At 72.3% G+C, this 20,811-nt stretch carries 21 protein-coding genes; 8 read left to right on the plus strand and 13 right to left on the minus strand.

Features of this window, described 5'->3' with window-relative positions; translation table 11 throughout:
• Positions 1-56: 56 nt before the first annotated feature.
• Positions 57-470, plus strand: a complete 414-nt coding sequence (locus tag QNO09_RS06730; protein ID WP_283969119.1) for a helix-turn-helix domain-containing protein — start codon at positions 57-59, stop codon at positions 468-470.
• Between the two features lie 23 nt (positions 471-493).
• Here the strand turns inward: QNO09_RS06730 and QNO09_RS06735 are convergent, their stop codons facing one another.
• Together QNO09_RS06735 and QNO09_RS06740 are read right to left on the minus strand one after the other, a co-directional pair.
• On the minus strand, positions 494-1,096 hold the full coding sequence (locus QNO09_RS06735) for a ClpP family protease (RefSeq protein WP_283969120.1): 603 nt from the start codon (positions 1,094-1,096) through the stop codon (positions 494-496).
• Positions 1,096-1,737: an ATP-dependent Clp protease proteolytic subunit gene (locus QNO09_RS06740; RefSeq protein WP_283969121.1), complete on the minus strand. Its 642-nt coding sequence runs from the start codon at positions 1,735-1,737 to the stop codon at positions 1,096-1,098. Before QNO09_RS06740 ends, QNO09_RS06735 begins: the two co-directional genes overlap by 1 nt.
• Positions 1,738-2,082: 345 nt before the next feature.
• Between QNO09_RS06740 and QNO09_RS06745 the strand changes: the two genes are divergently transcribed.
• A complete protein-coding gene (locus QNO09_RS06745) occupies positions 2,083-2,565 on the plus strand; it encodes a VOC family protein (RefSeq protein WP_283969122.1) in 483 nt (160 codons plus the stop codon).
• Between the two features lie 51 nt (positions 2,566-2,616).
• Here the strand turns inward: QNO09_RS06745 and QNO09_RS06750 are convergent, their stop codons facing one another.
• Together QNO09_RS06750 and QNO09_RS06755 are read right to left on the minus strand one after the other, a co-directional pair.
• Complete coding sequence (locus QNO09_RS06750; RefSeq protein WP_502962254.1) at positions 2,617-3,516, minus strand: aminoglycoside phosphotransferase family protein; 900 nt, start codon at positions 3,514-3,516, stop codon at positions 2,617-2,619.
• Positions 3,517-3,524: 8 nt separating this feature from the next.
• Positions 3,525-4,433: an SGNH/GDSL hydrolase family protein gene (locus tag QNO09_RS06755; RefSeq protein ID WP_283969124.1), complete on the minus strand. Its 909-nt coding sequence runs from the start codon at positions 4,431-4,433 to the stop codon at positions 3,525-3,527.
• 194 nt (positions 4,434-4,627) lie between these two features.
• On the opposite strand from QNO09_RS06755, the gene QNO09_RS06760 reads away from it, so the two are divergent.
• Both QNO09_RS06760 and QNO09_RS06765 read left to right on the plus strand, forming a co-directional pair.
• On the plus strand, positions 4,628-5,425 hold the full coding sequence (locus QNO09_RS06760; protein WP_283969125.1) for a VOC family protein: 798 nt from the start codon (positions 4,628-4,630) through the stop codon (positions 5,423-5,425).
• A 41-nt stretch (positions 5,426-5,466) separates the two neighbouring features.
• Positions 5,467-6,177 carry a ribonuclease H family protein gene (locus tag QNO09_RS06765; protein WP_283969126.1) on the plus strand — a complete coding sequence of 237 codons (711 nt, stop codon included), beginning with the start codon at positions 5,467-5,469 and terminating at the stop codon, positions 6,175-6,177.
• Here the strand turns inward: QNO09_RS06765 and melC2 are convergent, their stop codons facing one another.
• Together melC2 and melC1 are read right to left on the minus strand one after the other, a co-directional pair.
• Entirely contained in the window at positions 6,178-6,999 is an 822-nt protein-coding gene (melC2, locus tag QNO09_RS06770) for a tyrosinase MelC2 (protein WP_283969127.1), read from the minus strand.
• Between the two features lie 32 nt (positions 7,000-7,031).
• On the minus strand, positions 7,032-7,394 hold the full coding sequence (gene melC1, locus QNO09_RS06775) for an apotyrosinase chaperone MelC1 (RefSeq protein WP_283969128.1): 363 nt from the start codon (positions 7,392-7,394) through the stop codon (positions 7,032-7,034).
• Between the two features lie 340 nt (positions 7,395-7,734).
• On the opposite strand from melC1, the gene QNO09_RS06780 reads away from it, so the two are divergent.
• A complete protein-coding gene (locus tag QNO09_RS06780; protein WP_283969129.1) occupies positions 7,735-8,964 on the plus strand; it encodes an FAD-dependent monooxygenase in 1,230 nt (409 codons plus the stop codon).
• Positions 8,965-9,346: 382 nt separating this feature from the next.
• On the opposite strand, the gene QNO09_RS06785 is transcribed toward QNO09_RS06780, so the two are convergent.
• Entirely contained in the window at positions 9,347-11,071 is a 1,725-nt protein-coding gene (locus tag QNO09_RS06785) for a cholesterol oxidase substrate-binding domain-containing protein (RefSeq protein WP_283969130.1), read from the minus strand.
• A 138-nt stretch (positions 11,072-11,209) separates the two neighbouring features.
• Between QNO09_RS06785 and QNO09_RS06790 the strand changes: the two genes are divergently transcribed.
• Positions 11,210-12,193, plus strand: coding sequence for an aldo/keto reductase (locus QNO09_RS06790; protein WP_283969131.1), 984 nt, complete (start codon positions 11,210-11,212; stop codon positions 12,191-12,193).
• A 14-nt stretch (positions 12,194-12,207) separates the two neighbouring features.
• Here the strand turns inward: QNO09_RS06790 and QNO09_RS06795 are convergent, their stop codons facing one another.
• Entirely contained in the window at positions 12,208-12,555 is a 348-nt protein-coding gene (locus QNO09_RS06795; protein ID WP_283969132.1) for a hypothetical protein, read from the minus strand.
• Positions 12,556-12,703: 148 nt separating this feature from the next.
• Here QNO09_RS06795 and QNO09_RS06800 point away from each other — a divergent pair, with 148 nt between their 5' ends.
• A complete protein-coding gene (locus tag QNO09_RS06800) occupies positions 12,704-13,201 on the plus strand; it encodes a DUF6328 family protein (protein ID WP_283969133.1) in 498 nt (165 codons plus the stop codon).
• A gap of 171 nt (positions 13,202-13,372) precedes the next feature.
• Here the strand turns inward: QNO09_RS06800 and QNO09_RS06805 are convergent, their stop codons facing one another.
• The 3 genes from QNO09_RS06805 to QNO09_RS06815 form a co-directional block, all read right to left on the minus strand.
• The gene (locus QNO09_RS06805) at positions 13,373-13,798 is read right to left on the minus strand and encodes an SsgA family sporulation/cell division regulator (protein ID WP_283969134.1); all 426 of its coding nucleotides are present in this window, start codon (positions 13,796-13,798) and stop codon (positions 13,373-13,375) included.
• A 63-nt stretch (positions 13,799-13,861) separates the two neighbouring features.
• A complete protein-coding gene (locus tag QNO09_RS06810; protein WP_283969135.1) occupies positions 13,862-14,902 on the minus strand; it encodes a hypothetical protein in 1,041 nt (346 codons plus the stop codon).
• A gap of 312 nt (positions 14,903-15,214) precedes the next feature.
• The gene (locus QNO09_RS06815; protein WP_283969136.1) at positions 15,215-16,186 is read right to left on the minus strand and encodes an LLM class F420-dependent oxidoreductase; all 972 of its coding nucleotides are present in this window, start codon (positions 16,184-16,186) and stop codon (positions 15,215-15,217) included.
• A 73-nt stretch (positions 16,187-16,259) separates the two neighbouring features.
• Between QNO09_RS06815 and QNO09_RS06820 the strand changes: the two genes are divergently transcribed.
• Positions 16,260-17,711 (plus strand): serine hydrolase domain-containing protein, encoded by a 1,452-nt coding sequence (locus QNO09_RS06820; protein WP_283969137.1) that lies wholly within the window; start codon positions 16,260-16,262, stop codon positions 17,709-17,711.
• On the opposite strand, the gene QNO09_RS06825 is transcribed toward QNO09_RS06820, so the two are convergent.
• A complete protein-coding gene (locus QNO09_RS06825; protein WP_283969138.1) occupies positions 17,703-19,352 on the minus strand; it encodes a serine/threonine protein kinase in 1,650 nt (549 codons plus the stop codon). The genes QNO09_RS06820 and QNO09_RS06825 overlap by 9 nt on opposite strands.
• 342 nt (positions 19,353-19,694) lie before the next feature.
• On the minus strand, positions 19,695-20,654 hold the full coding sequence (locus tag QNO09_RS06830) for a threonine/serine dehydratase family protein (RefSeq protein ID WP_283969139.1): 960 nt from the start codon (positions 20,652-20,654) through the stop codon (positions 19,695-19,697).
• Between the last annotated feature and the right edge of the window lie 157 nt (positions 20,655-20,811).

Genomic DNA, 20,811 nt, shown 5'->3' on the forward strand with positions numbered 1-20,811 from the left:
CCCAGGGCGGAACGCCGGGCCCTTCCGCCGACGGCCGGGATTCCTAGGCTGGAGCAGTGAGTAACCACCGGCCGAACGAAGCCCGAGTCATCCCGCTGCGCCCACCCGGTGCGCGCCCCGCCGGCGCGGTGCCGCGCCAGGCACCGTCGGCCCTCGCCGCCAAGGAGCCGCTGTGGCGGGACCTGGTGGGTGACGTCCTGCGCCGTGAGCGCCTCGCGCAGGAGCGCACCCTGAAGGACGTCGCCGACCAGGCACGGATCTCCATGCCCTACCTCTCCGAGGTGGAGCGCGGCCGCAAGGAGGCCTCCTCGGAGGTCCTCGCGGCCGCCGCCCACGCCCTCGGACTGAACCTCGGCGACCTGCTGACGAGGGCGCAGGGCGAGCTGACCCGCGTCACGTCACGCCACGCCGGCGGCAGCCGCCGCGGGGTGTCCACCTCGTCGCACGACGGGATGTGCCTCGCCGCCTGAGGCGCACCCGCCCGGCCGGTGCCTCAGACCCTCACGAGGCGCCGGCTGAGCACCTCGTCGGCCAGCCCGTAGCCCACCGCCTCCTGCGCGGTGAACACCTTGTCGCGGTCCATGTCGGCCCGCAGGGCCGTCACGTCGTGGTGGGTGTGCCGCGCCAGCACCTCCTCCACCTGGGAGCGGATCCGCACCATCTCCTTGGCGTGGAGCGCCAGGTCGGACACCATGCCGCGCTGCCCTCCGGCGGCCGGCTGGCCGAGCAGGACCCGTGAGTGCTCCAGTACGAACCGCCGCCCCGGGTCCCCGCCGGCCAGCAGCACGGCCGCCGTGGAGGCCGCCTGCCCGACGCAGAACGTGGAGATCGGCGCCTGCACGAACGTCATGGTGTCGTAGATGGCCATGAGCGAGGTGAACGAGCCACCCGGTGAGTTGATGTAGATCGCGATCTCGCTCTCCGGGGAGGACGACTCCAGGTGGAGGAGCTGGGCGATGACCACGTTGGCGACGCCGTCGTCGATCTCGGTGCCGAGGAAGATGATCCGCTCGGACAGCAGCCGGCTGAAGACGTCGTAGGACCGCTCGCCCTGCGGGGTGCGCTCGACGACGTTCGGAATCGTGTACGAACCCATCACTGGAGCCCCATCCTGCGCCGGGTGGCCGCCGGGCGGACGTCCGCGAGGGACTCCACGACCCGGTCCACCATGCCGTACTCCCTGGCCTCCTCGGCCGTGAACCAGCGGTCCCGGTCACCGTCGAGGGAGATGGTCTCCGGGCTCTGGCCGGTGTGCTCCGCCGTGATCCGCTCGATGGTCCGCTTGGTGAACTCCAGGTTCTCCGCCTGGATCTCGATGTCCGCTGTCGTGCCGCCGATGCCCGCCGAGGGCTGGTGCATCATGATCCGCGCGTTCGGCAGGGCGTAGCGCTTGCCCGGCGCGCCGACACTCAGCAGGAACTGCCCCATGCTGGCCGCGAAACCCATGGCCAGAGTGGAGACGTCGTTCGGGATGAGCCGCATCGTGTCGTAGATGGCGAGGCCGGCGTGCACCGCCCCGCCCGGGCTGTTGATGTACAGGCTGATGTCGGTGTGCGCGTCCTCCGCGGACAGGATGAGCAACTGGGAGCAGACCCGGTTCGCGGAGACCTCGTCGACCTGGGTGCCCAGCAGCACAATGCGCTGCGCGAGCAGTTGGGCGGCCAGATGGTCGTCGAAGCGGGTCGGAGGGGTGTCGCCCTCCTCCGCCCTGGGAGCGAGCGTCGTGAGTGGAGTCATCGGTTCTCCTCGTCGTGGCGACAAGCGCCGTGGACGTGTCGGGGATGTGCCGTCGACTCCACTCTTGACCTCGGGCGATGCCCGCGAACGGTTTCTCTGCCCTCGGCAGATCCGCTACCGGCGGAGCCCGAGGCTCAGCCCTTCTCGCGCAACCGGCGGAAGAACGCCCGCACATCACCGACCAGCAGGTCCGGCTCCTCCCTCGCCGCGACGTGCGCGCCGCGGTCGACCATGCCAGTTCTGAACGGTGTAACGGCCATCTGGATTTTTCCGCCCCCGAGCGATGAGTTCCGGGGCGGGGCCCGGTCGACCGTGGTGACAGCGTTCCGGCGTGCGGGAGGACTCATGACCACCGACGGTTTCACCACGTGTCTCTGGTTCGACGGCCAGGCCGAGGAGGCCGCCCATCACTACGTCTCGATCTTCGACAACTCCGGCATCGGCAAGATCGCGCGCTACCCCGAGGGAGCGCCCCAGGCCGCAGGCAGCGTGATGACCGTGGAGTTCACGGCCAACGGGCACACGTTCCTCGCGCTCAACGGCGGCCCCCGGTTCAGATTCACCGAGGCCACCTCCTTCATGATCCACTGCGCCGACCAGGAGGAGATCGACCACTACTGGACCAGGCTCACCGAGAACGGTGGCGAGCCCGGCCCCTGCGGCTGGCTCAAGGACAGGTTCGGCCTGTCCTGGCAGGTCGTCCCGGACCGGCTCGACGAGATGATCACCGACCCGGATCCGGCGAGAGCTGCCCGGGTGACCCGGGCGTTCATGGCGATGGGCAAGTTCGACATCGCCGCCCTGGAGAAGGCGTACGCGGGCGAGTGAGGTGCCGAAGCCAGGGGCGGGGCCGGGCCCTGCGGGTATGCCGCCCCGCCCTCACCGCGTCTCGGCCAGGATCTCCCGGATGACGTACCGGGAGTTCTCCGCGACCGGCGGGTTCGTCTCCCAGTAGTACGGCAGCGCGATGACGGCGATCGACAGGGCCCAGCCCCGGGCCCGTGCCCATTCGGCCTCACCGGCGCCCACGGCCGCGCGGAACGCACCGCGGGCCGCGCCGGGCAGCAGGCACCAGGCGCCGATGAGGTCGACGGCGGGATCACCGACCCCCACCGTGCCGAAGTCGATCACCGCGCTCAGCCGTCCGCCCCTGACCAGGAGGTTCCCGGCCATCAGGTCGCCGTGCGCCCAGACGGGCGGCCCGGTGTGCTCCGGAGCCCGCAGGGCGTCCTCCCACACGTCGGTCACCGCGGCCGTGTCGACCCGTCCCGTGAGCCGGGCGAGCGCGTCACGCAGGAAGGGGTCCCGGGTCGCCAACGGCACTCCCCGGTAGCCCACGGGGCCCTCGGACGCGTCGATACGGCGCAGGGCCGTGACGTACGCCGCCAGGTCCTCGGCGAGCAGTTCGGGCTCCTCGAGCCGGCCGGGCACCGGGTTGCGGCCCTCCAGCCAGGCGTAGACCGACCAGGGCCAGGGGAAGCCGTCGCCGGGTTCGCCCCGGCCGAGGGGCTCGGGCGAGGCGGCGGGCAGTCCCGGGCCGAGCCGGGGCAGCCAGCGCAGTTCGTGGGTGATCGCCTCCACGGCGCGCGGGTGCCGGGGGAGACGGACGACCTTGTCCGCGCCGAGGCGGAACATGGCGTTCTCCGTCCCGGACGACTCCAGCCGCCGCAGCGGCAGCCCGGCCCACGGCGGGAACTGTCCGGCGATCAGCCGGCCGACGAGCGTCACGTCGATGTCCAACTCGTCCTCATGCATGCGCCCCGTGCTCATGACGCCCATTCGAGCCGTCAACCCGCCACCTGTCGAACGGTTTTGGTGACCTCCCGGGCGATGCGCAGGATGCCGGGGGAACGGACCGGACAGGGCTTCGGCGTGGACGTGGTGGGGGCCAGGCAGAAGTGCAGGTAGTCGTCGTCGCGGTGCAGTGCCGTGCGGTCGCGGCCGGGCTGGGTGCACAAGCCGGGGTGATCACGCTCGTAGGGCGTGCACGGCAGGTACCGCATCCAGGTGTAGCGGTCCGTGGCCGGGCTCACCGCCTTCCCGGCGTCCGCCACGAGGTCGCCGGAGGCGGCGGCCCGCTTCTCGTAGAGCGCGTTGACGCGCCGGACCCGCTCGGGCGTGATCGGGTCCGGCCCCTGGGACACCCAGACGATCCGCGGGCGCTTGCCACCCCCGGCCGCGGCGATCTGTTCGGTGAGCCTGCGCGCGTCGGCGTCGTAGCGGCTGAAGTAGCGGGCCGGGGTCTTGTCGTAGGTGATGCCGTCCATGCACGGCGTGTAGCCCCAGGAGTTCCCCCAGAACTGCAGGACCACGACGTCGGGCCGCAGCCCGCGCACCAGCGCGGCGGCCTTGTCGGCGGCCGGTACCAGGGACCGCTCGGCCGTGCCCTCCAGGTAGTCGCACAGGGTCGTCCCGGAGTACGGGGCGGCCGTGTACCGCGCCTTCAGGTCCCGGCGTAACTCCTGCCCGAGGACCTTCTGGCTCTCCATCGCCAGGGAATCCCCGAGGTAGAGCACCGTGGGCGCCCGCTTGCGTTCGGGGCCGGGGGAGGCGGCGGAGGCGGGGGCGCGCTGATGGGTGGGGGCCGACGCACCGGGTGCGGTCGGCGCCGGCTCCTCGGGGGCGGACGCGGGATCGCCGCACCCGCCGAGGAGCACTCCGGTCAGCAGAACTCCCACGACCCACGGCTTGCGCATACGGCGACTCCCGCCCCGGCCAGCGAAACGGCACTCAGGCAAGCACAGTCGGGCCCCGGGGGGAAGACGTACACCGGTCGCGATGGCCGGGACCGGTCGGGGGACGGCGCGCACCCGCTCGCCGCGCGGGCCGGGCCCCGGGTGACTAGCGTGAGGAAGCGGACGATTCCACTCATGCGGAGAGGGCCGTGACCATGGCCGTGCAACCTGAGGGAACCCCCTGCTGGGCCGACGCGATGTTCGGCGACCTCGAAGGGGCCAAGAGCTTCTACGGAGACGTGCTGGGCTGGACCTTCGCCGAGGCGTCGGCGGACTTCGGCAACTACACGGAGGCCTATGCGAACGGCAAGGCGGTCGCCGCCGTCGTCCCGCCCATGCCCGGACAGGAAGGCCTGTCGCAGTGGTGCCTCTACTTCGCGTCGCAGGACGCCGCCGCCACCGCCGCCCGGATCGGTGAGCACGGCGGCGAGGTGCTGATGGAGCCGATGCGGGTCGCCGACTTCGGCACCATGTGCCTGGCCCGCGATCCCGGTGGTGTCGTCTTCGGCATCTGGCAGGCGGGCACCCACGAGGGCTTCCAGGCGATGGGCGAACCCGGCGCCTACACGTGGGCGGAGGTCTTCACCCGCGAGCCGGAGAAGTCCGACGCGTTCTTCCCCGCCCTCTTCCCCTACCGGCAGCGGGACATGGAGGACGGCGAGACGAACTTCCGGATCTACGACCTGGGCGAACACACCGTGCTGGGCCGGATGAAGATGACGGAGGAGTTCCCGCCCGAGATGCGGCCGTACATCAACGTCTACTTCGGCGTCGAGGACTGTGACGAGGCCGTGGCGAAGGCGACCGGGCTCGGCGGCGTCCTGCGGTTCGGCCCGATGACCACGCCGTTCGGCCGGTTCGCGGCGATCAGCGACCCACAGGGTGCGAACTTCTCGGTGATCGACACCTCGACCACCGAGGGAGAGATGCCGAAGCTGACCGACGTGGGGTAGGCGCCCGGACCTCGCGGCCGGACGGTCCCCGCGGCCATGGCATGATCGAGCGCATGCGTGAACGTGTTGTGGCCGCGTGTGACGGGGCTTCGAAGGGAAATCCCGGGCCCGCGGGCTGGGCCTGGGTCGTCGCCGACGCTTCCGAGACACCGGAGCGATGGGAGGCGGGGCCGCTCGGCAAGGCCACCAACAACGTCGCCGAACTCACCGCGCTGGAGCGCCTGCTGGCGGCGACCGACCCGGACGTGCCGCTGGAGATCCGGATGGACTCGCAGTACGCGATGAAGGCCGTCACCACCTGGCTGCCCGGCTGGAAGCGCAACGGCTGGAAGACCGCCGCCGGCAAGCCGGTCGCCAACCAGGACCTCGTCGTGCGCATCGACGAACTCCTGGAGGGCCGCTCGGTCGAGTTCCGCTATGTCCCCGCCCACCAGGTCGACGGCGACCGGCTCAACGACTTCGCCGACCGTGCGGCCAGCCAGGCCGCCGTCGTCCAGGAGCCCGCGGGCAGCGGCCTCGGCTCCCCGGAGCCGCCGCCCGCCCCGGACACCCCGGCGAAGGCCCCCCGGTCCCGCCCGCGCGGCGGCGCGGCCCGCACCGCCAAGACGGCGGGGAAGGGCTCCGCGCGCACGATCAAGGCGAAGTTCCCCGGCCGCTGCCAGTGCGGCCGCCCCTACGCGGCCGGCGAGCCCATCGCCAAGAACGACAGCGGCTGGGGCCACCCGGAGTGCCGCGCGGGCGCGACCGTCTGATCAGACGTCGAACGTGTAGTGCGGCGTGTGGTCCAGCAGATCCGCCGGACTCGTGTCGTGCCACGGCCGCATCGTCTCGTTCAGGTCGATCACGTTCGGCGTGCCCGCGGTGGGCAGATAGACCGAGCCGGGGTGCCGGCGCTGCCACTCGGCCCACAGCTTGTCTATGTAGGCGTGGTGCAGCCAGAACACCGGGTCGTTGGGGGAGACCCCGGTGGCCATCTGCCCGCCGACCCAGACATGGACGCGGTTGTGCAGATTGACGCCCCGCCACCCTTCGAGATGGTTGCGGAAGCCGTCCGAGCCGCTGTTCCAGGGCGCCATGTCGTACGTGGACATCGCCAGCACCGACTCGACGTCGGCCCGGGTCGGCAGCTCGCGCGTGCCGGAACCGAGCGCGCGCCGCAGGAACGTGCGGCCGTCGACCCGCACGGTGATCGGCCAGTTCCCGCTCGCCGCGGAGAACGGCCCGTCCGTCACCCGGCCGTCCCGTTCCCGCCCGGTGCCCCCGAGGAAGTCGGGCGCCCACAGCGAGGCGCGCGCGGTGCGGTCGACGGTCCAGTCCCAGTAGGGCAGCGTCACCGACGCGTCCACCGACTGCAGCGCCCGCTCGAACTCCAGGAGGAATCTTCGGTGCCAGGGCAGGAAGGACGGCGAGCGGTGCCCGGTCCGCTCACCGGTGTCGGTGTCGGAGACGATGAACGCGTTGTGCGTCGTGACGAACGCGTCGTAGCGGCCGCTGCGCTTCAGCTCCAGCAGCGCGGCGACGAAACGCCGCTTCTCGTCGGCGGTCAGGGTGGACTGGTTCTTGCGGACAGCCATGTGCGGGTGCTCCAGATGCCGTGCGTAGCGGGTCAGTTGGCGGGGAAGGGCAGCAGGGTCGCGCCCTGCAGCTCGTCCACCGCGGCGCGGGCGGCGGCGCGCGGGGTGGCCACCGGGTCGTAGTGGCTGACGACGCTGATCCAGCTGCCGTCGGCGTTGCGCATCACGTGCAGCTCCACACCGTCGACGAACACCGCGTATCCCGCGCCGTGATGGTGGTGACCGGGCCCGGCCGGCCGGCCCTGTATCCGGCGGCCCTTGTAGACCTCGTCGAAGGTCCCGGGGGAGTCGTGGTGTCCGGCGGCCGAGGCCGGGACGGCGGCTGACAACGCCCCGGCGCTCGCGGTGAGGACGGCCGCCGCGGTGAGCGCGCGGCGACGGCTGAGTTCCGGCACAGGGACCTCCTGTATCGATTCGGCTGATGACCCCGCATGCCTACCGGCCGGCCCGCTACCGGGAGAAATCCACGCGAGCCGGTTGGCTGCGATCAGGGCAATTCCCCTCACGCCGTGCAAGATTGAACGAAGATGATCTTGTCGTGGAAGGTCCGTACGCCGCGACGGAAGGGGAAATTCCACCCACAGGGAGTGCCGCGCCGGATGTTCCTGCCGGTGCGCTCCACGACCCGTGGTGCACGTCACGCCGCAAAACTGGCGCGATTCGGCGGTCCGGTCGACGGTGCCCGCGTGCTGCTACTCTGCGTCGGCAATCGACAGCTCTCGGTCATTCTCAGGGGTGTGCGTGAAGGTCGCCTGTGTCGGCGGCGGGCCCGCCGGTCTGTATCTCTCGATCCTGCTCAAGCGGCAGGACCCGTCCCACGACATCACCGTCCACGAACGTGACCCGGAGGGCTCGACCTACGGCTGGGGAGTGACGTACTGGCGCGAACTGCTCGACCGGCTCCACGAGCATGATCCCGAGTCGGCGCGCGTCCTGGACGCCGATTCCGTCCGCTGGAGCGACGGCGTCGCCCACGTCCGGGACCTGACGACCCGGCACCACGGCGACCAGGGCCACGGCATCGGCCGCCACCGGCTCCTGGAGATCCTCGCCGGCCGGGCGCGCGACCTCGGTGTCCGCCTGGAGTACGAACGCGAGATCACCGCCGGAGATCTGCCCTCCGACGCCGACCTGGTCGTGGCCGCCGACGGTGTCCGCAGCGCCCTGCGCACCCACCGCTCCGCGCACTTCGGCACCCGGCTCACGGCCGGGCGCAACCCGTACATCTGGCTCGGCACCACCAAGGTCTTCGACGCCTTCACCTTCGCCTTCGTGGAGACCGGCCACGGCTGGATCTGGTTCTACGGCTACGGCTACGGGCCCGACCGCAGCACCTGCGTCGTCGAGTGCGCGCCCGAGACCCGGGCCGGGCTCGGACTCGACCGGGCGAGCGAGGCCGACGGGCGCGCCCTGCTGGAGCGGCTCTTCGCCGGTGTCCTCGACGGCCACCCCCTGCTGGGCCGCCCCGGCGGCACCCCGTGGCAGACCTTCCGCACCCTCACGAACGACACCTGGCGGCACGGCAACCTCGTCCTGCTCGGCGACGCCGCCCACACCACCCACTACTCCATCGGCGCCGGCACCACCCTCGCCCTGGAGGACGCCATCGCCCTGGCCACCGCGCTGCGCGAACACGCGGATCTTCCGCAGGCCCTCGCCCGCTACGAGCGGGAGCGCAAGGCGGCCCTCCTGCCCGTGCAGAGCGCGGCCCGCTACAGCGCCCAGTGGTACGAGAACCTGCCGCGCTACATGGACCTGCCCCCGGAGCGCATGTTCGCCCTGCTCGGTCAGCGGCACTCGCCCCTGCTGCCCCATGTCCCACCCCGGCTGTACTACCGGCTCGACCGCGCGGCGGGACGGCTGGAGCCGCTGCGCCGGTTCAAGCGCTGGCTCGGTCCGAAGGTCGCGCGGACGGTGCACGCGCGGGCGCTGTCTTCCCGGGAGCGGCCCATGAGCCCTGGGTGAGTCGCTGTTTCACCCGCCAGGAACTCGGCCCGCACCCGGTCCGCACATGGCGGTCAGCCGGTGTGCGCGGGGCGCCGACCCGCTGCCGCGGATCCGTTCGTACCCCTGCCCGGCGGGCCGGGCGACACCCCGCACGCCAAACGGGCCGTCGCCATCCTGCTCGGCCCGGGTGTGAGGTCCGGCATCGCGCGCGGCGCCGAACCGGGAGGCGAGCACCGCCCGACATGCTGGTGGACCGGTACGCCCCGACCACGCCAACGGGCCGTCGCAGCCTGCTCGGCTGGGCGGCGTGAGATACCGCATCGCGCGTCGGCGAGCCGGGGGGTGAGCACCGCCCGCTGGTGGACCGGTACGCCCCGACCGGGCAGGCGCACACCACGCCCTAGTCGAACAGCCGGTCCAGGAAGGCGTTGCCGTACACCCGGTGTGGGTCGAGCCGGTCCAGCACCGCGTCCGCCTCCGCCCACGCGGCGTGGCCGACCGCCGCCGGAACGACGTCGCCCAGCACCTCCTCGTCGCTCCACACCGTGTCGTCCGTGTACGCCCAGCCCTTGGACCACTCCACCCGGGTGCGTGCGAACCCGCCGTCGAAGGCGCGCAGCAGGAACCGCTCGATCTCGCGCAGGAACGCCTCCGCGTCCGGCGTGCCCGGCAGCGTCAGGACGTCCAGCCATACGGCCGTGTCCCACTCGGGGTGGTCCTCGGGCGGCCGGAGGGCCGACAGCAGCGGCGGACGGGCCCCGGCCACCCCCGTGTCGCCCGGGTCGTCCAGTCCGGTCACCCGGATCTCCACGGAGCCGTTCACCGGGAAGCTGCCCCGGGCGGAGTAGGCCGTCAGCCGCTCGCGGTAGAACGCCGCGAACGCGGAGACCACCCGCTGCACCCGGTCCCGCGAGGTGAGGACCGCGTAGCCGTTGGCGTGCACGCGCAGTGTGGTCGGCTTCAGATAGAGCAGCGTGTTCTTGGACGGCCCCCAGAGGTCGGCGGACAGCGTGGTCACCAGCCCGAGCGCGGCGGCCTCGTACTGTGCCGTGCCGAGCACCGGAGCCAGGTACCAGGCGGACTCCGACGTCATCCGGCCGACCAGCGCCGCCACCGGCTCCGGGATGTTGTCCGAGAAGGGGTAGTTGTACGGCCGGGTCACCTTCCGCGAGGTCAGTGGCCGGACCGGGGAGACGCTCCACACCTTCAGCCAGGGGTGCTCGGTGAAGGCGAACCAGATCGCCTCGACCCGGCCCGCCTCGTCCAGGAAGCTCGCGAAGGTCCGCCCGTCGTCCGAACCGGGCGCGGCGAACAGTTCCCCGGCCGGGATGTCCGTACGGCTCACGCACCTGAGGTGTGTGTTCGCGCCCACCCGCAGCACCACCTCGGTCACCAGGGACCGCCCGAGATGGGCCAGCAGCGCGGCACAGTCGGCCTCGTCGCGGTGGAACGTGCGCAGCACGTACGCGCCGGCCCGCGGGTCCCACACGACCGCCGTCAGCGAAAGAACCAGGTTGCTGAGTGAGCCGTACGTGTGCCCGGGCCGCCGCCGCTCGCCGCGCGCGGGTACGGCGGTGCCGTGCGCGTCGACGGCGAGGGCACCGCCCAGGGTGAGTACGCCGGGAGCGGGGGTGGCCGTGACGCCGAGGCCGTGCTCCTCCAGGAAGGTCAGCAGCGCCTCCAGGGTCACACCGGTGCCCGCGCGCACGGCGGTGGGGGAGTCCAGGGCCAGGCCGGTGAGATGGGGTGCGGTGTCGACGAGGAGGACCGGCGCCCCGGACGGCGTCCCCTCGGTGACCGTCAGGGGCGACCAGCCGTGCGAGGCGCCCCGGGCGCGTACCCGCCAACCGTGCCCCCACGCCCAGTTGACGACGGCGACCACCTGGTCCGGGCCGTCCGGCGCGCAGGCCCACAGGCCGTCGGCGGTGATCTCGCCGACCCAGTTCCGGTAGGCCGAGTGGTACAGCGCGACGTCGGCGGGGAAGTCCGGCAACTCGGCGGCGGCGACCGCCGGATCCGCGGGCAGACCGGGCACGACGGCCAGGGCGGCGGCGGTGAGGAGAAACCCCCGGCGGGTCCAGGGCGACGCGTCCGAAGGGTGGTTGTTCGCTGAACCAGTGGTCACGGCAAGCACGCTAGAGGCCGGTTGACACGTGACGCGTCCCTGTCGCATCTATTCACTCGTGTGAGTGAATAGAGCCGGGTGGGCAGGCCGGAGCGATCTGTTCCGCGCAGTGCCCCGGCGGATGACAGACTGACGCCCATGGACGAGCGCACATTCGACAGATCGGGTCAGCACGCTTCCGTCGTCGGTCTCGGCACCTGGCAGCTGGGTGCCGACTGGGGAGACGTCGACGACAAGGAAGCCCTCTCGGTACTGGAGGCGGCGGCAGAGGCCGGGGTCACCTTCTTCGACACCGCCGACGTGTACGGCGACGGCCGCAGCGAGCAGACCATCGCCGCGTTCCTCAGCGGCCGCCCGGACCTGCACGTCATGGTCGCCACGAAGATGGGCCGCCGGGTCGACCAGATTCCCGGGAACTACGTGCTCGACAACTTCCGCGCCTGGAACGACCGCTCCCGGCGCAACCTCGGCGTCGACCGCATCGACCTGGTGCAACTGCACTGCCCGCCGACGCCCGTCTACTCCACGGACGAGGTGTTCGACGCCCTCGACACCCTGGTGGAGGAAGAGCGCGTCGCCGCGTACGGCGTCAGCGTCGAGACCTGCCAGGAGGCGCTGACCGCGATCGCGCGGCCGAACGTGGCGAGTGTGCAGATCATCCTCAACCCGTTCCGCATGAAGCCCCTGCGCCACGTGCTCCCGGCCGCCCGTGAGGCGGGCGTCGGCATCATCGCCCGGGTCCCGCTCGCCTCCGGCCTGCTGTCGGGCAAGTACACCCGGGACACCGTCTTCCCGGAGAACGACCACCGCACCTACAACCGGCACGGCGAGTCCTTCGACGTGGGCGAGACCTTCTCCGGCGTCGACTACGCCACCGGTGTGGAGGCGGCCGCCGAGTTCGCGGCGCTCGCCCCCGAGAGATACACCCCCGCCCAGCTGGCCCTGCGCTGGATCGTCGAGCAGCCCGGCGTCACGACGGTGATCCCGGGCGCGCGTTCACCCGAGCAGGCACGGGCCAACGCGGCCGCCGCCCGTCTCCCGGAACTGCCCGGCGAGACACAGGCGGCGATCCGCGACCTGTACGACCGGCGGATCAAGGACCAGGTCGAAGGCCGCTGGTAGGAAGCGGTCCCGGCTCACGGCTCCAGGAGCAGCTGCCTCTCCTGCTCCTGGTCGCCGGAGGCGGCGCCGTCGTCGCGTGCCGTGAATGCGGCGGTGAGGGTGTCGCTCGCCCGCCGCACGGCCTCCGGGCTGCCCTGCACGGTGACGGTCACCGGCGCCGACAGCCGGTCGGCCCCCTGACCGTCGCCGTCGCCGGGACCCGCCTGCGCCTCACCGCCGAAGGTCGCCGTGTGCACCGTCGCCTTCTCGTCGGCTGGACGCTCGTCCGGCGCCCCGAACGTGCCTTCCAGGGCGCGGACGACCGCCCGCGCGTCGTCGGCGCCTCCGCCGCTGAGCGTCACGGTGAGCTGCGTACCGGACATGCGTCCACGACCTCCTAGAACTCTGCGACATTCGCGCCGTCCGTGTAACCGTCCCCTGATCGCTCAAACCGTCGCGGAGCCCGGGAAGAGGAGTCGTTACGGGGAACCCGGGAAAGAGGAGGGCTCACGGCTCACACCGGGAGGAACAGTGGCGGACGCGTCAGAGGGCGGGATCATGCGCCGGGGGCGCAACGAGACGGAGGAGGAGAGAGCGGACCGGATGTGGGTGGAGCTCATCCAGGAGGTCCGCGTGGCACAGATGGGTGTGCAGATCCTGTTCGGCTTCCTGCTCACCGTGGTGTTCACCGAGAAGTACGACGACCTCTCCGGCACCGACCAGACCATCTACCTCGTGACGGTCGTGCTGGGCGCCTGCGCGACCGGAGCCCTCATAGGCCCGGTGTCCCTGCACCGTCTCGTCTCCGGCCGGCGCGTCAAGCCCCAGGCGGTGCGGCTGGCCTCCCGGCTCACCCTCCTCGGCCTCGTACTGCTGCTCGCCACGACGACCGCCTCACTGCTGCTCATCCTGCGCGTGGCGACGCACGACGGGTTCGTGCCCTACCTGGTCGCCGGCGTGGTCGGCTGGTACCTGCTGTGCTGGTTCGTCCTGCCGCTGTGGACCCGGCACCGGTACACGTCGAAGTGAGCGCGCCTTCGCCAGGTGCCGTTCGTGCGCCCGGCCGAGCCGCAGCACGGACGCGGTCGCCCCGCCCAGCGCGCAGAAAGTGGCGCGAGGCCGCCGCCCAGCGCAGACGCACCAGCAGCTCGCGCACCAGCACGGCAGGCACGAAGCCCCCGCCTCCTCGTACCGGCCGCGTCAACTCCCGGCGATGACGTCGGCCAGGAAGTCGTCGACACGGACCTCCTCGCAGCCCTGCGGGACCACGTCGTAGGTCTCGCGCAGGAAGGCCGCGAAACCCGGTGCCCATGCGAACACCACCGCGTGGTGCCGGCCGCCGTCGGGGCGGGCGTCGCCGAGGAACTCCATGCGCAGCTCCCGCCACATGCCCCGCGTCTCCGGACGCATCCGCACGTCGCCCACCCCGACCGGACGCCGCAGCGCGTCCCCGAGCATCTCCCGGTCCAGTTGCCACCGGGCGAGAACGCGGCCGTCATGGCTGAAGACCACGGTGACGGCGAACGGGTCCGCGGCGTCGTAGCTCAGGTGGGCGAGCACGGAGAAACGGTCCGTGTCGCCCGCCTGGAGCTGCACCACCAGGGTCTTGTGGACGAACGAGTTCACGAGGAGGCCTCCGGGAAGAACCGACGTAGACACCCTCTAGTACCCCCGATCCGGCCGGAATGCTCAGCCGACCGGGTGATTCCCGCGAGCGCCCCGCAGCGACTCGATACATACGGAGACGGCCCGCTGGAGTTCCTCCAGGCGCTGCACCATGTCGTCCTCGTAGAACTCCCCGGCGTCGTCGAAGGTCAGCTCCTCGAACACCTTGGTCGCCTTCTGCAGGCTGCTGTAGAACTTCGTGCGCCGCTCCCGCACCCGCAGCCCCGGGTCGGCCTCCACGACCTCGACGACGCGGGACTTCATCGTGTCGTACGCCTCCGCCGCCCACTCGCCGGCGTCCTCGTCCTCGTCCAGCTCGTCGAGGAGCGACAGGTGCCGCTCGGCCTCCTGGCGCAGGTCGGCGGGCGCGTCGACGGTCTGCCCGGCGGGCGTCTTGATCTGGCCCGACTCGACGATCTGGCGCACGTACCCGATCCGGTCGGCGGCCCTGCTCTCGCCGGCGACGGCCTTCTTCAACTCATCGGTGCGCACCACGTCACGGGCCAGCTCCGACTGGAGGCCGGGGTCCTCGCGCACGCGGTCCAGCAGGGCCTGGCGGGCCGCGCGGGCGGTGGCGGGGTCGGCGAGAATCGCGGCGCGCAGGGCGGTGGGGTTCTCCGCCACTTCCAGGGCCTTCGTGGGCCGGATGCCCTCGGCCTCGGCGGCCTCCGAGATGGCGGTGCCGCGTTCGGAGGCCGCGCTGCTGCGGGAGACGTAGTAGCTCAGCCACACGTCCGCGTCCGGCAGGTCCACCTCCTGGCCCGGTGCCAGCGCCTCGAAGTGCGGGACCATCCCGTCGTCGGCCGCCCGGTCCCATGCCTTGTAGTAGCGCATGACCCGCTCCGGGGAGCAGCCGGCGAGTTCCGCGAACTCCTTCGCGGACACCTTCGACGTCTCGTCCGCGCCCTGACCGCCGGGGCGCACGCTGCGCGCCACCTTCAGACCGAAGGCCCACCCTCCGGTCCGGGCATACGCCCCGAACTCCCGCGCGTCCCGCGCGACCGGGTCGCAGACGGGCTCCGGGGCAGCGGGGGACGTCTCGGGCGGGGTGATGGCTACGGTCACGGACGACTCTCCTGGGGTGGGGCAGGTCGGACTGCACGAGGTGCGGGCGGAAGCCTAGCGGCACCCGCTGACCTCGCCGTTCACCCCCGCGCGGCCCGGCCGAAAACCGCTGTCCCGGCCGGGCCCCGGTGCGCGAGGATGCCCGGCACGGTGCGACACTGCTCGTCCGGCGTCTGCTGTTGCCCCTTCTCCTGGCCGGGTGCCCACCCACTACCGAGGAGGCCCGGCGGATGAGCGCGCCCGTGAAGAAGAGCCCCCCGGGGCGGAGGGCTCTACTGGTCGAACAGGTCGTGGAGGCCCCGGCCGGGTACGTCAGCCGAACGCGTCGCGCAGCGCGGGCAGCAGGGTCTTCTCCGACCAGTCCAGATACGCCGGCTGCGTGTCACCGCCGATCTGGACGAGGGCGATCTCGGTGAACCCGGCCTCGGCGTACGGGCGGACGGCCTCGACGAAGGCGTCCGGGTCGTCACCGCACGGGATGGACTCGGCCACGTCGTCCTGCGTGACGAACTGGGTCGCCGCCTCGAAGGAGTCCGGGTGCGGGAGTTCCGAGTTGACCTTCCAGCCGCTGCCGAACCAGCGGAACTGGGAGTGGGCCCGCTTGACGGCCGTGTCCCGGTCCGGGTCGTAGCAGACGGGCAGCTGGCCGACGCGGGGCTTGCCCTGACCGCCGTGCCGGTCGAACGCCTCCAGCAGCCCGGCCTTGGGCTCCGTGGCGATCACCAGGTCGCCCAGCCGGCCCGCGAGTTCGCAGGACCGCTCGCCGGAGACGGCGATGCCGATGGGCGGCGCCTGGTCCGGCAGGTCCCACAGCCGGGCGGACTCCACGTCGAAGTGCGTGCCGCGGCGGTTGACGTGGCCACCCTCGAAGAGCGCGCGGATGATCTCCACGGCCTCCTCGAACATCTCGTGCCGCACATCGACGGACGGCCAGCCGCCGCCCACCACGTGCTCGTTGAGGTTCTCGCCCGAGCCCAGTCCGAGCCGGAAGCGCCCCTCGGACAGAAGCTGAAGGGTCGCCGCCTTCTGCGCCACGACCGCCGGGTGATAGCGGAACGTCGGGCACGTCACATACGTCATCAGCGGGATACGTGACGTGGCCTGGGCGGCGGCGCCGAGCACGGCCCACGCGTACGGCGAATGACCCTGCGAGCGCAGCCACGGGAAGTAGTGGTCGGAGGTCACCGAGAAGTCGAAGCCGGCCTCCTCGGCCCGCACCACGTGGTCGACGAGCTCTCGGGGGCCGGCCTGTTCGGTCATCATCGTGTATCCGATTTGCACCATAACCGGCGAGTCCCCTGAGAGAGAGCCCGGAAACGGCTCGATCAAGGTCAGCCGACGGGTGCAGGATGCATGTATGAGTGCTTCCGCCCTGCCGACGTCCCCTCCCGCCGCCCAGGGGGTCGACGCCTCCGGCGTCCAGGCCTTCCTCGACGCCCTCGAAGCCGCCCCCGAGATCGAGCCGCACAGCCTGATGATCATGCGGCACGGGCGTCTGGTCGCCTCCGGCTGGTGGGCGCCGTACACCGCCGAGCGCCCCCATCTGCTGTACTCGCTCAGCAAGAGCTTCACCGGGACCGCCGCCGCCCTGGCCGAGGCCGAGGGGCTGCTCGACTTCGACGCGCCGGTGATCTCGTACTTCCCGGAGTTCGAGGCGGACATCACCGACCCGCGCAGCCGGGCCATGCTCGTCCGGCACGTGGCCTCGATGGCGAGCGGCCACCGGCGGGACACCGTCGACGAGGCCTTCGGACGAGGCGTCGCCGAGCCCGTCCGGCAGTTCCTGCTGCTGCCCCCGGACGGCGACCCGGGGACCGTCTTCGCCTATAACCAGCCCGCCACCTACACGCTCGCCGCGATCGTCCAGCGGGTGACCGGGCAGCCGCTCACCCGATATCTGCGGTCCCGGCTGCTGGACCCACTGGGCATCGGAGAGGTGGCCTGGCTGCGGGACCGCACCGGCCGCGAACTCGGCTTCAGCGGTCTGCACGCCACCACCGACGCCGTCGCCCGGCTCGGACAGCTGTATCTCAGTGACGGGCTCTGGGCGGGTGAGCGGCTGCTGCCGCGGGGATGGGCGGCCCGGGCCTCGCGACCCCGCACGCAGACCGCGGGAGCCATGGGGGCGACGGACCGGCAGGACTGGGACCAGGGTTACGGCTACCAGTTCTGGACGTCCCGGCACGGCTACCGGGGCGACGGCGCGTTCGGCCAGTTCTGCCTGGTGCTGCCGGAGTACGACGTCGTGATCGCGGCGACCGCGGCGACCGAGCGGATGCAGGAGTACCTGAACCTGGTCTGGAAGCATCTCCTGCCGGCTTTCGGACCGGAGCCGCTGACCGGTCGTGAGGCCGCCGACGCGGAGCTGCGGGAGCGCCTCGGCCGGCTCGCGCTGCCGACCGCGCCGGGCCGGCCCACACCTGCGGAGGGGGACGGGGAGTGGGCGGCCACGCACTTCACGCCCTCCGCCGGCACCGGACCGGTCCGGTCGGCCGGGCTCGTCCCGGACACGGACGGCTGGACGCTCACGCTCACCGGAGCGGCGGACCGCCCGGACCAGCCGGACCGGCTGGACCTGCGCCTCGCGGAGGACGGCTGGACGGTCGCCGAGGAAAGCGTGCCGACCGCGGTGAGCGGCGGCTGGACCGGGCCGGGCACGCTGGCCGTGGAGGTGGTGTTCCTGGAGACCCCGCACCGCCTGGCGCTGACCTGCTCCCTCGCGGACCGGACGCTCACCGCGCACTGGCGCACCCAGCCCCTGCACGGCGGCCGGTTCACCTCCCTGCGCGCCCCGCGCGGCTCAGTCTGAGCCGGGCCGGAAGGTCTTGAAGAACGTGCGCAGTGCCTCCTGGTTGGCGGCGTCGTCCCAGTCGGCGTCGGGGGTCGTCCAGCGCAGCGAGAAACTCCGGCCCTCACCGAGCAGGAAGCCTCGGCCGTAGGTGTGCACGCGGGTGCCGTCGACGTCCGCCGTCCACTCCATGTCGGCGGCCTCGCGTCCCTGGTACCTCGTCGCACGGATCGTTCCGATCCGGTCGTAGCCGTCGGCGCGTTTCAGGTTCGGCTCGACGTCGTCCCGCCACACGACCACGGGGTCCGGGCCGACGCGTGCGCTGTAGGTGACGGCCAGCGTGCGGTCGTCACCCTCGGCGCCGAAGACGACCCGGTAGGCCAGCTCGCCCTGGCGGTCGGTGTCCAGCCGCTTCCAGCCTTCGGGGAGCGCGACGGAGAAGCCCTCCGCCGCCCGGTAGCGCTGGAAACCGCCCGGCAGGGCCGTGGCCGGACCGGACGGCGTGGGCGTGGGGGTGGGTGCCGGGGACGACGGAGTGGGGCTGGGGGAAGAGGACGGGGGCGGGCTGGGCGCCCCGGAGGGTTCGGGGCTGTCGCCGCCGGTGCCCTCGCCCGGCGTGGCGGCGGAGGCCGGCGGCCGGACCGGCGATCCGGCGGTGTCACTGCCGCCGTCCGTGCCGGGCAGCCCCTGGGTGGCGACGAGCACGGCGACCGCGACGGTGACGACGGCCAGGGCCGTGCCCGCCACCACGGTCCGTCTGCTCCACGCCGGGCTCCCCGGCCGCAGCGCGGCGTAGGCGCCCCGCAGCCGCGGGACGGGCGCCGAGGACAAGGCCGCCTCGGGGTCCTCTCTGAGCGCGCGGGTCAGCGCCTCGCGCACCACCGGACGGGTCAGCCGCTCCCGTGAGTCCTTGCGGAGCAGCCCCTGCACGACCTGGGTGAGCGGCCCGGCCCGCATCGGCGTGCGCAGCGGCAGCCGGTCCACGCCCTTGAGGGTGTTCTCCGGCCGCCCCCGGTCACGGAACGGCGGACGTCCCTCGACCGTCGTGTAGAGGATCGCGCCCAGTGCCCACAGATCGGCCGTGGGGCCGATGCGCTGGTCGCGGGCCTGCTCCGGGGAGGCGTACGCGGGCGCCGTGAGGCGGGGGGCGAGGGTCGCGCCGGCCAGGCCGAAGCCGGTGACGACGACCGAGTGGTCGGCGCGTACGAACACCTGGCCGGGGCTCAGCTCGCCGTGCGTGATGCCCTCGGCGTGCGCGGCGTCCAGCACGTCGAGCAGTCCGAGACCGATCCGTGCCGCCCGCACGTAGTTGAACGTGCCCTGTTCCGAGAGGAGTTCACCGAGGGGGGTGCCGTCGATCCACTCGTTGACGGTCCACAGCGCGCCGCCCTCCTCGACGGCGTCGACGACCGCGGCGATCCGGCCGGGGCACAGCAGCGCCATGCTCTCGGAGGTGCGCAGCAGACGGGAGGCAGCCCGTCGCTCGGCCGCGCGCGGGTCCTCCGGAAGCCCGACCTGGGTCACCAGACACGGGCGGGAGATCTCACCGGCTCCGGTGTCCTCGGCGTACCAGCAGATGCGGTTGGTCTCGCGCTGGATGATCTCGAGCAGCCGGTACCGGCCGGCGACCAACTGGTGTGTGGAGACGTGCGCCCTGCCCATGGCCATCCCTCGCTGGAAACCTGGCTCTCACCTTTTCCAGAGGTACGGGGAGCGGGGCGGCCTGCGTTCAATCCGATCGCAACTCCGCGGTCATTCTTGTCTTTTGTTCAAGGGATGGGAGCATGTGTGCGAAGAAAAGCGGTCTTTCGGGGGCGCGGGTGCGGTTTCACCTCGCCCGCGCTGGGCACGGCGGGGGCGGAGAATTCTCCGCTCCCCGCCCGGGGATTCACAATTCCGGGCCCGGCCAGCTGGTAACCGGCGGTAAATGCGGGACGTGCGCAACCTCTGTACGGGGAGCCCTCCGATGAATTCCAGGCGGATTCCCCGAGAGGGGCCGGGGCTTCAGCGCAGACCGAAGCGGCGCGACCAGGCGAACACATCACCGGTCGTCGCGTTGCCCCCGCACACCACCAGGCCCAGGCGCGCCCCCTCGCCGACCCGCTCCAGGACCTGCCGGGCGGCGGGCAGCAGACAGCCGGCCGCCGGCTCGGCCCACACCTTGGCATGGTCGGCCAGGTCCAGCGAGCCCTGGACGGCATCCCGGTCCGGGACCACGAGCACCTCGGTGACCAGGGCGGAGACATGGTCGTACGTCAGCTGCGAGACGGACGGGGCGCTGAGCGTGGAGACGATCGACGACAGGGCGACCGGCAGCGGGCCGCCCGCCGCCAGCGCCTCGGACATGGCCTGAGCGCCCTCGGTCTCCACGCCCCACACCCGCACCCCGGGCCGGCGCGCCCGCAGCGCCGCGGCGACCCCGGCGATCAGCCCGCCCCCGCCGATGCTCACGAGCACGTCGGTGAGCTCACCGGCGTCCGCGGCGAACTCCAGCCCGACCGTGCCCTGTCCGGCGATCACCTCCGGGTCGTCGAAGGGGTGGACCAGGGTCAGGCCCTCCTGCTGGAGCCGCGTCATCAGCGCGAACGCGCCGTCCATGTCGTCGGCCAGCCGCACGGACGCGCCGGCCGCCTCCGCGATCTCCACGGCTCGGGCGGGCGCCGAACGCGGCATCACCACGGTGGCCTTCACATCGAGGGCCGCGGCCATGACCGCGAGGGCGATCCCGTGGTTGCCTCCGCTGACCGCCACCACCCCGGCGGCCCGTTCCGCCTCGCCCAGCGACAACAGCTTCGCCGTCGCCCCACGCGCCTTGAACGAGCCGGTGCGCTGCAGCAGCTCCAGCTTCGCGGTGACCGGGGCGCCGAGCAGTGTCGACAGCCCCGGGCTGTCCACGGTCGGGGTGCGCACGACGTGCCCGGCGATCCGCCCGGCCGCGGCCTCGATCTCCGAGATGCCGATCATGACTGTCATCCTTCCGGCGCGGGGTCGCGGAGCACGCCGAGTCGAACCCTGACGTGTGAAAGGGAGCGAGGTCAACGCGATGTCCGAGGGAAGGACCGGCCCGTGCCCGCGTGTGGACCGGCCCTGTCGTGCCGAGCGCCTTGTACCGGTCGTGCTG

The sequence above is a fragment of the Streptomyces sp. 378 genome, assembly GCF_030124145.1.
In the GTDB taxonomy this organism is placed as follows: domain Bacteria; phylum Actinomycetota; class Actinomycetes; order Streptomycetales; family Streptomycetaceae; genus Streptomyces.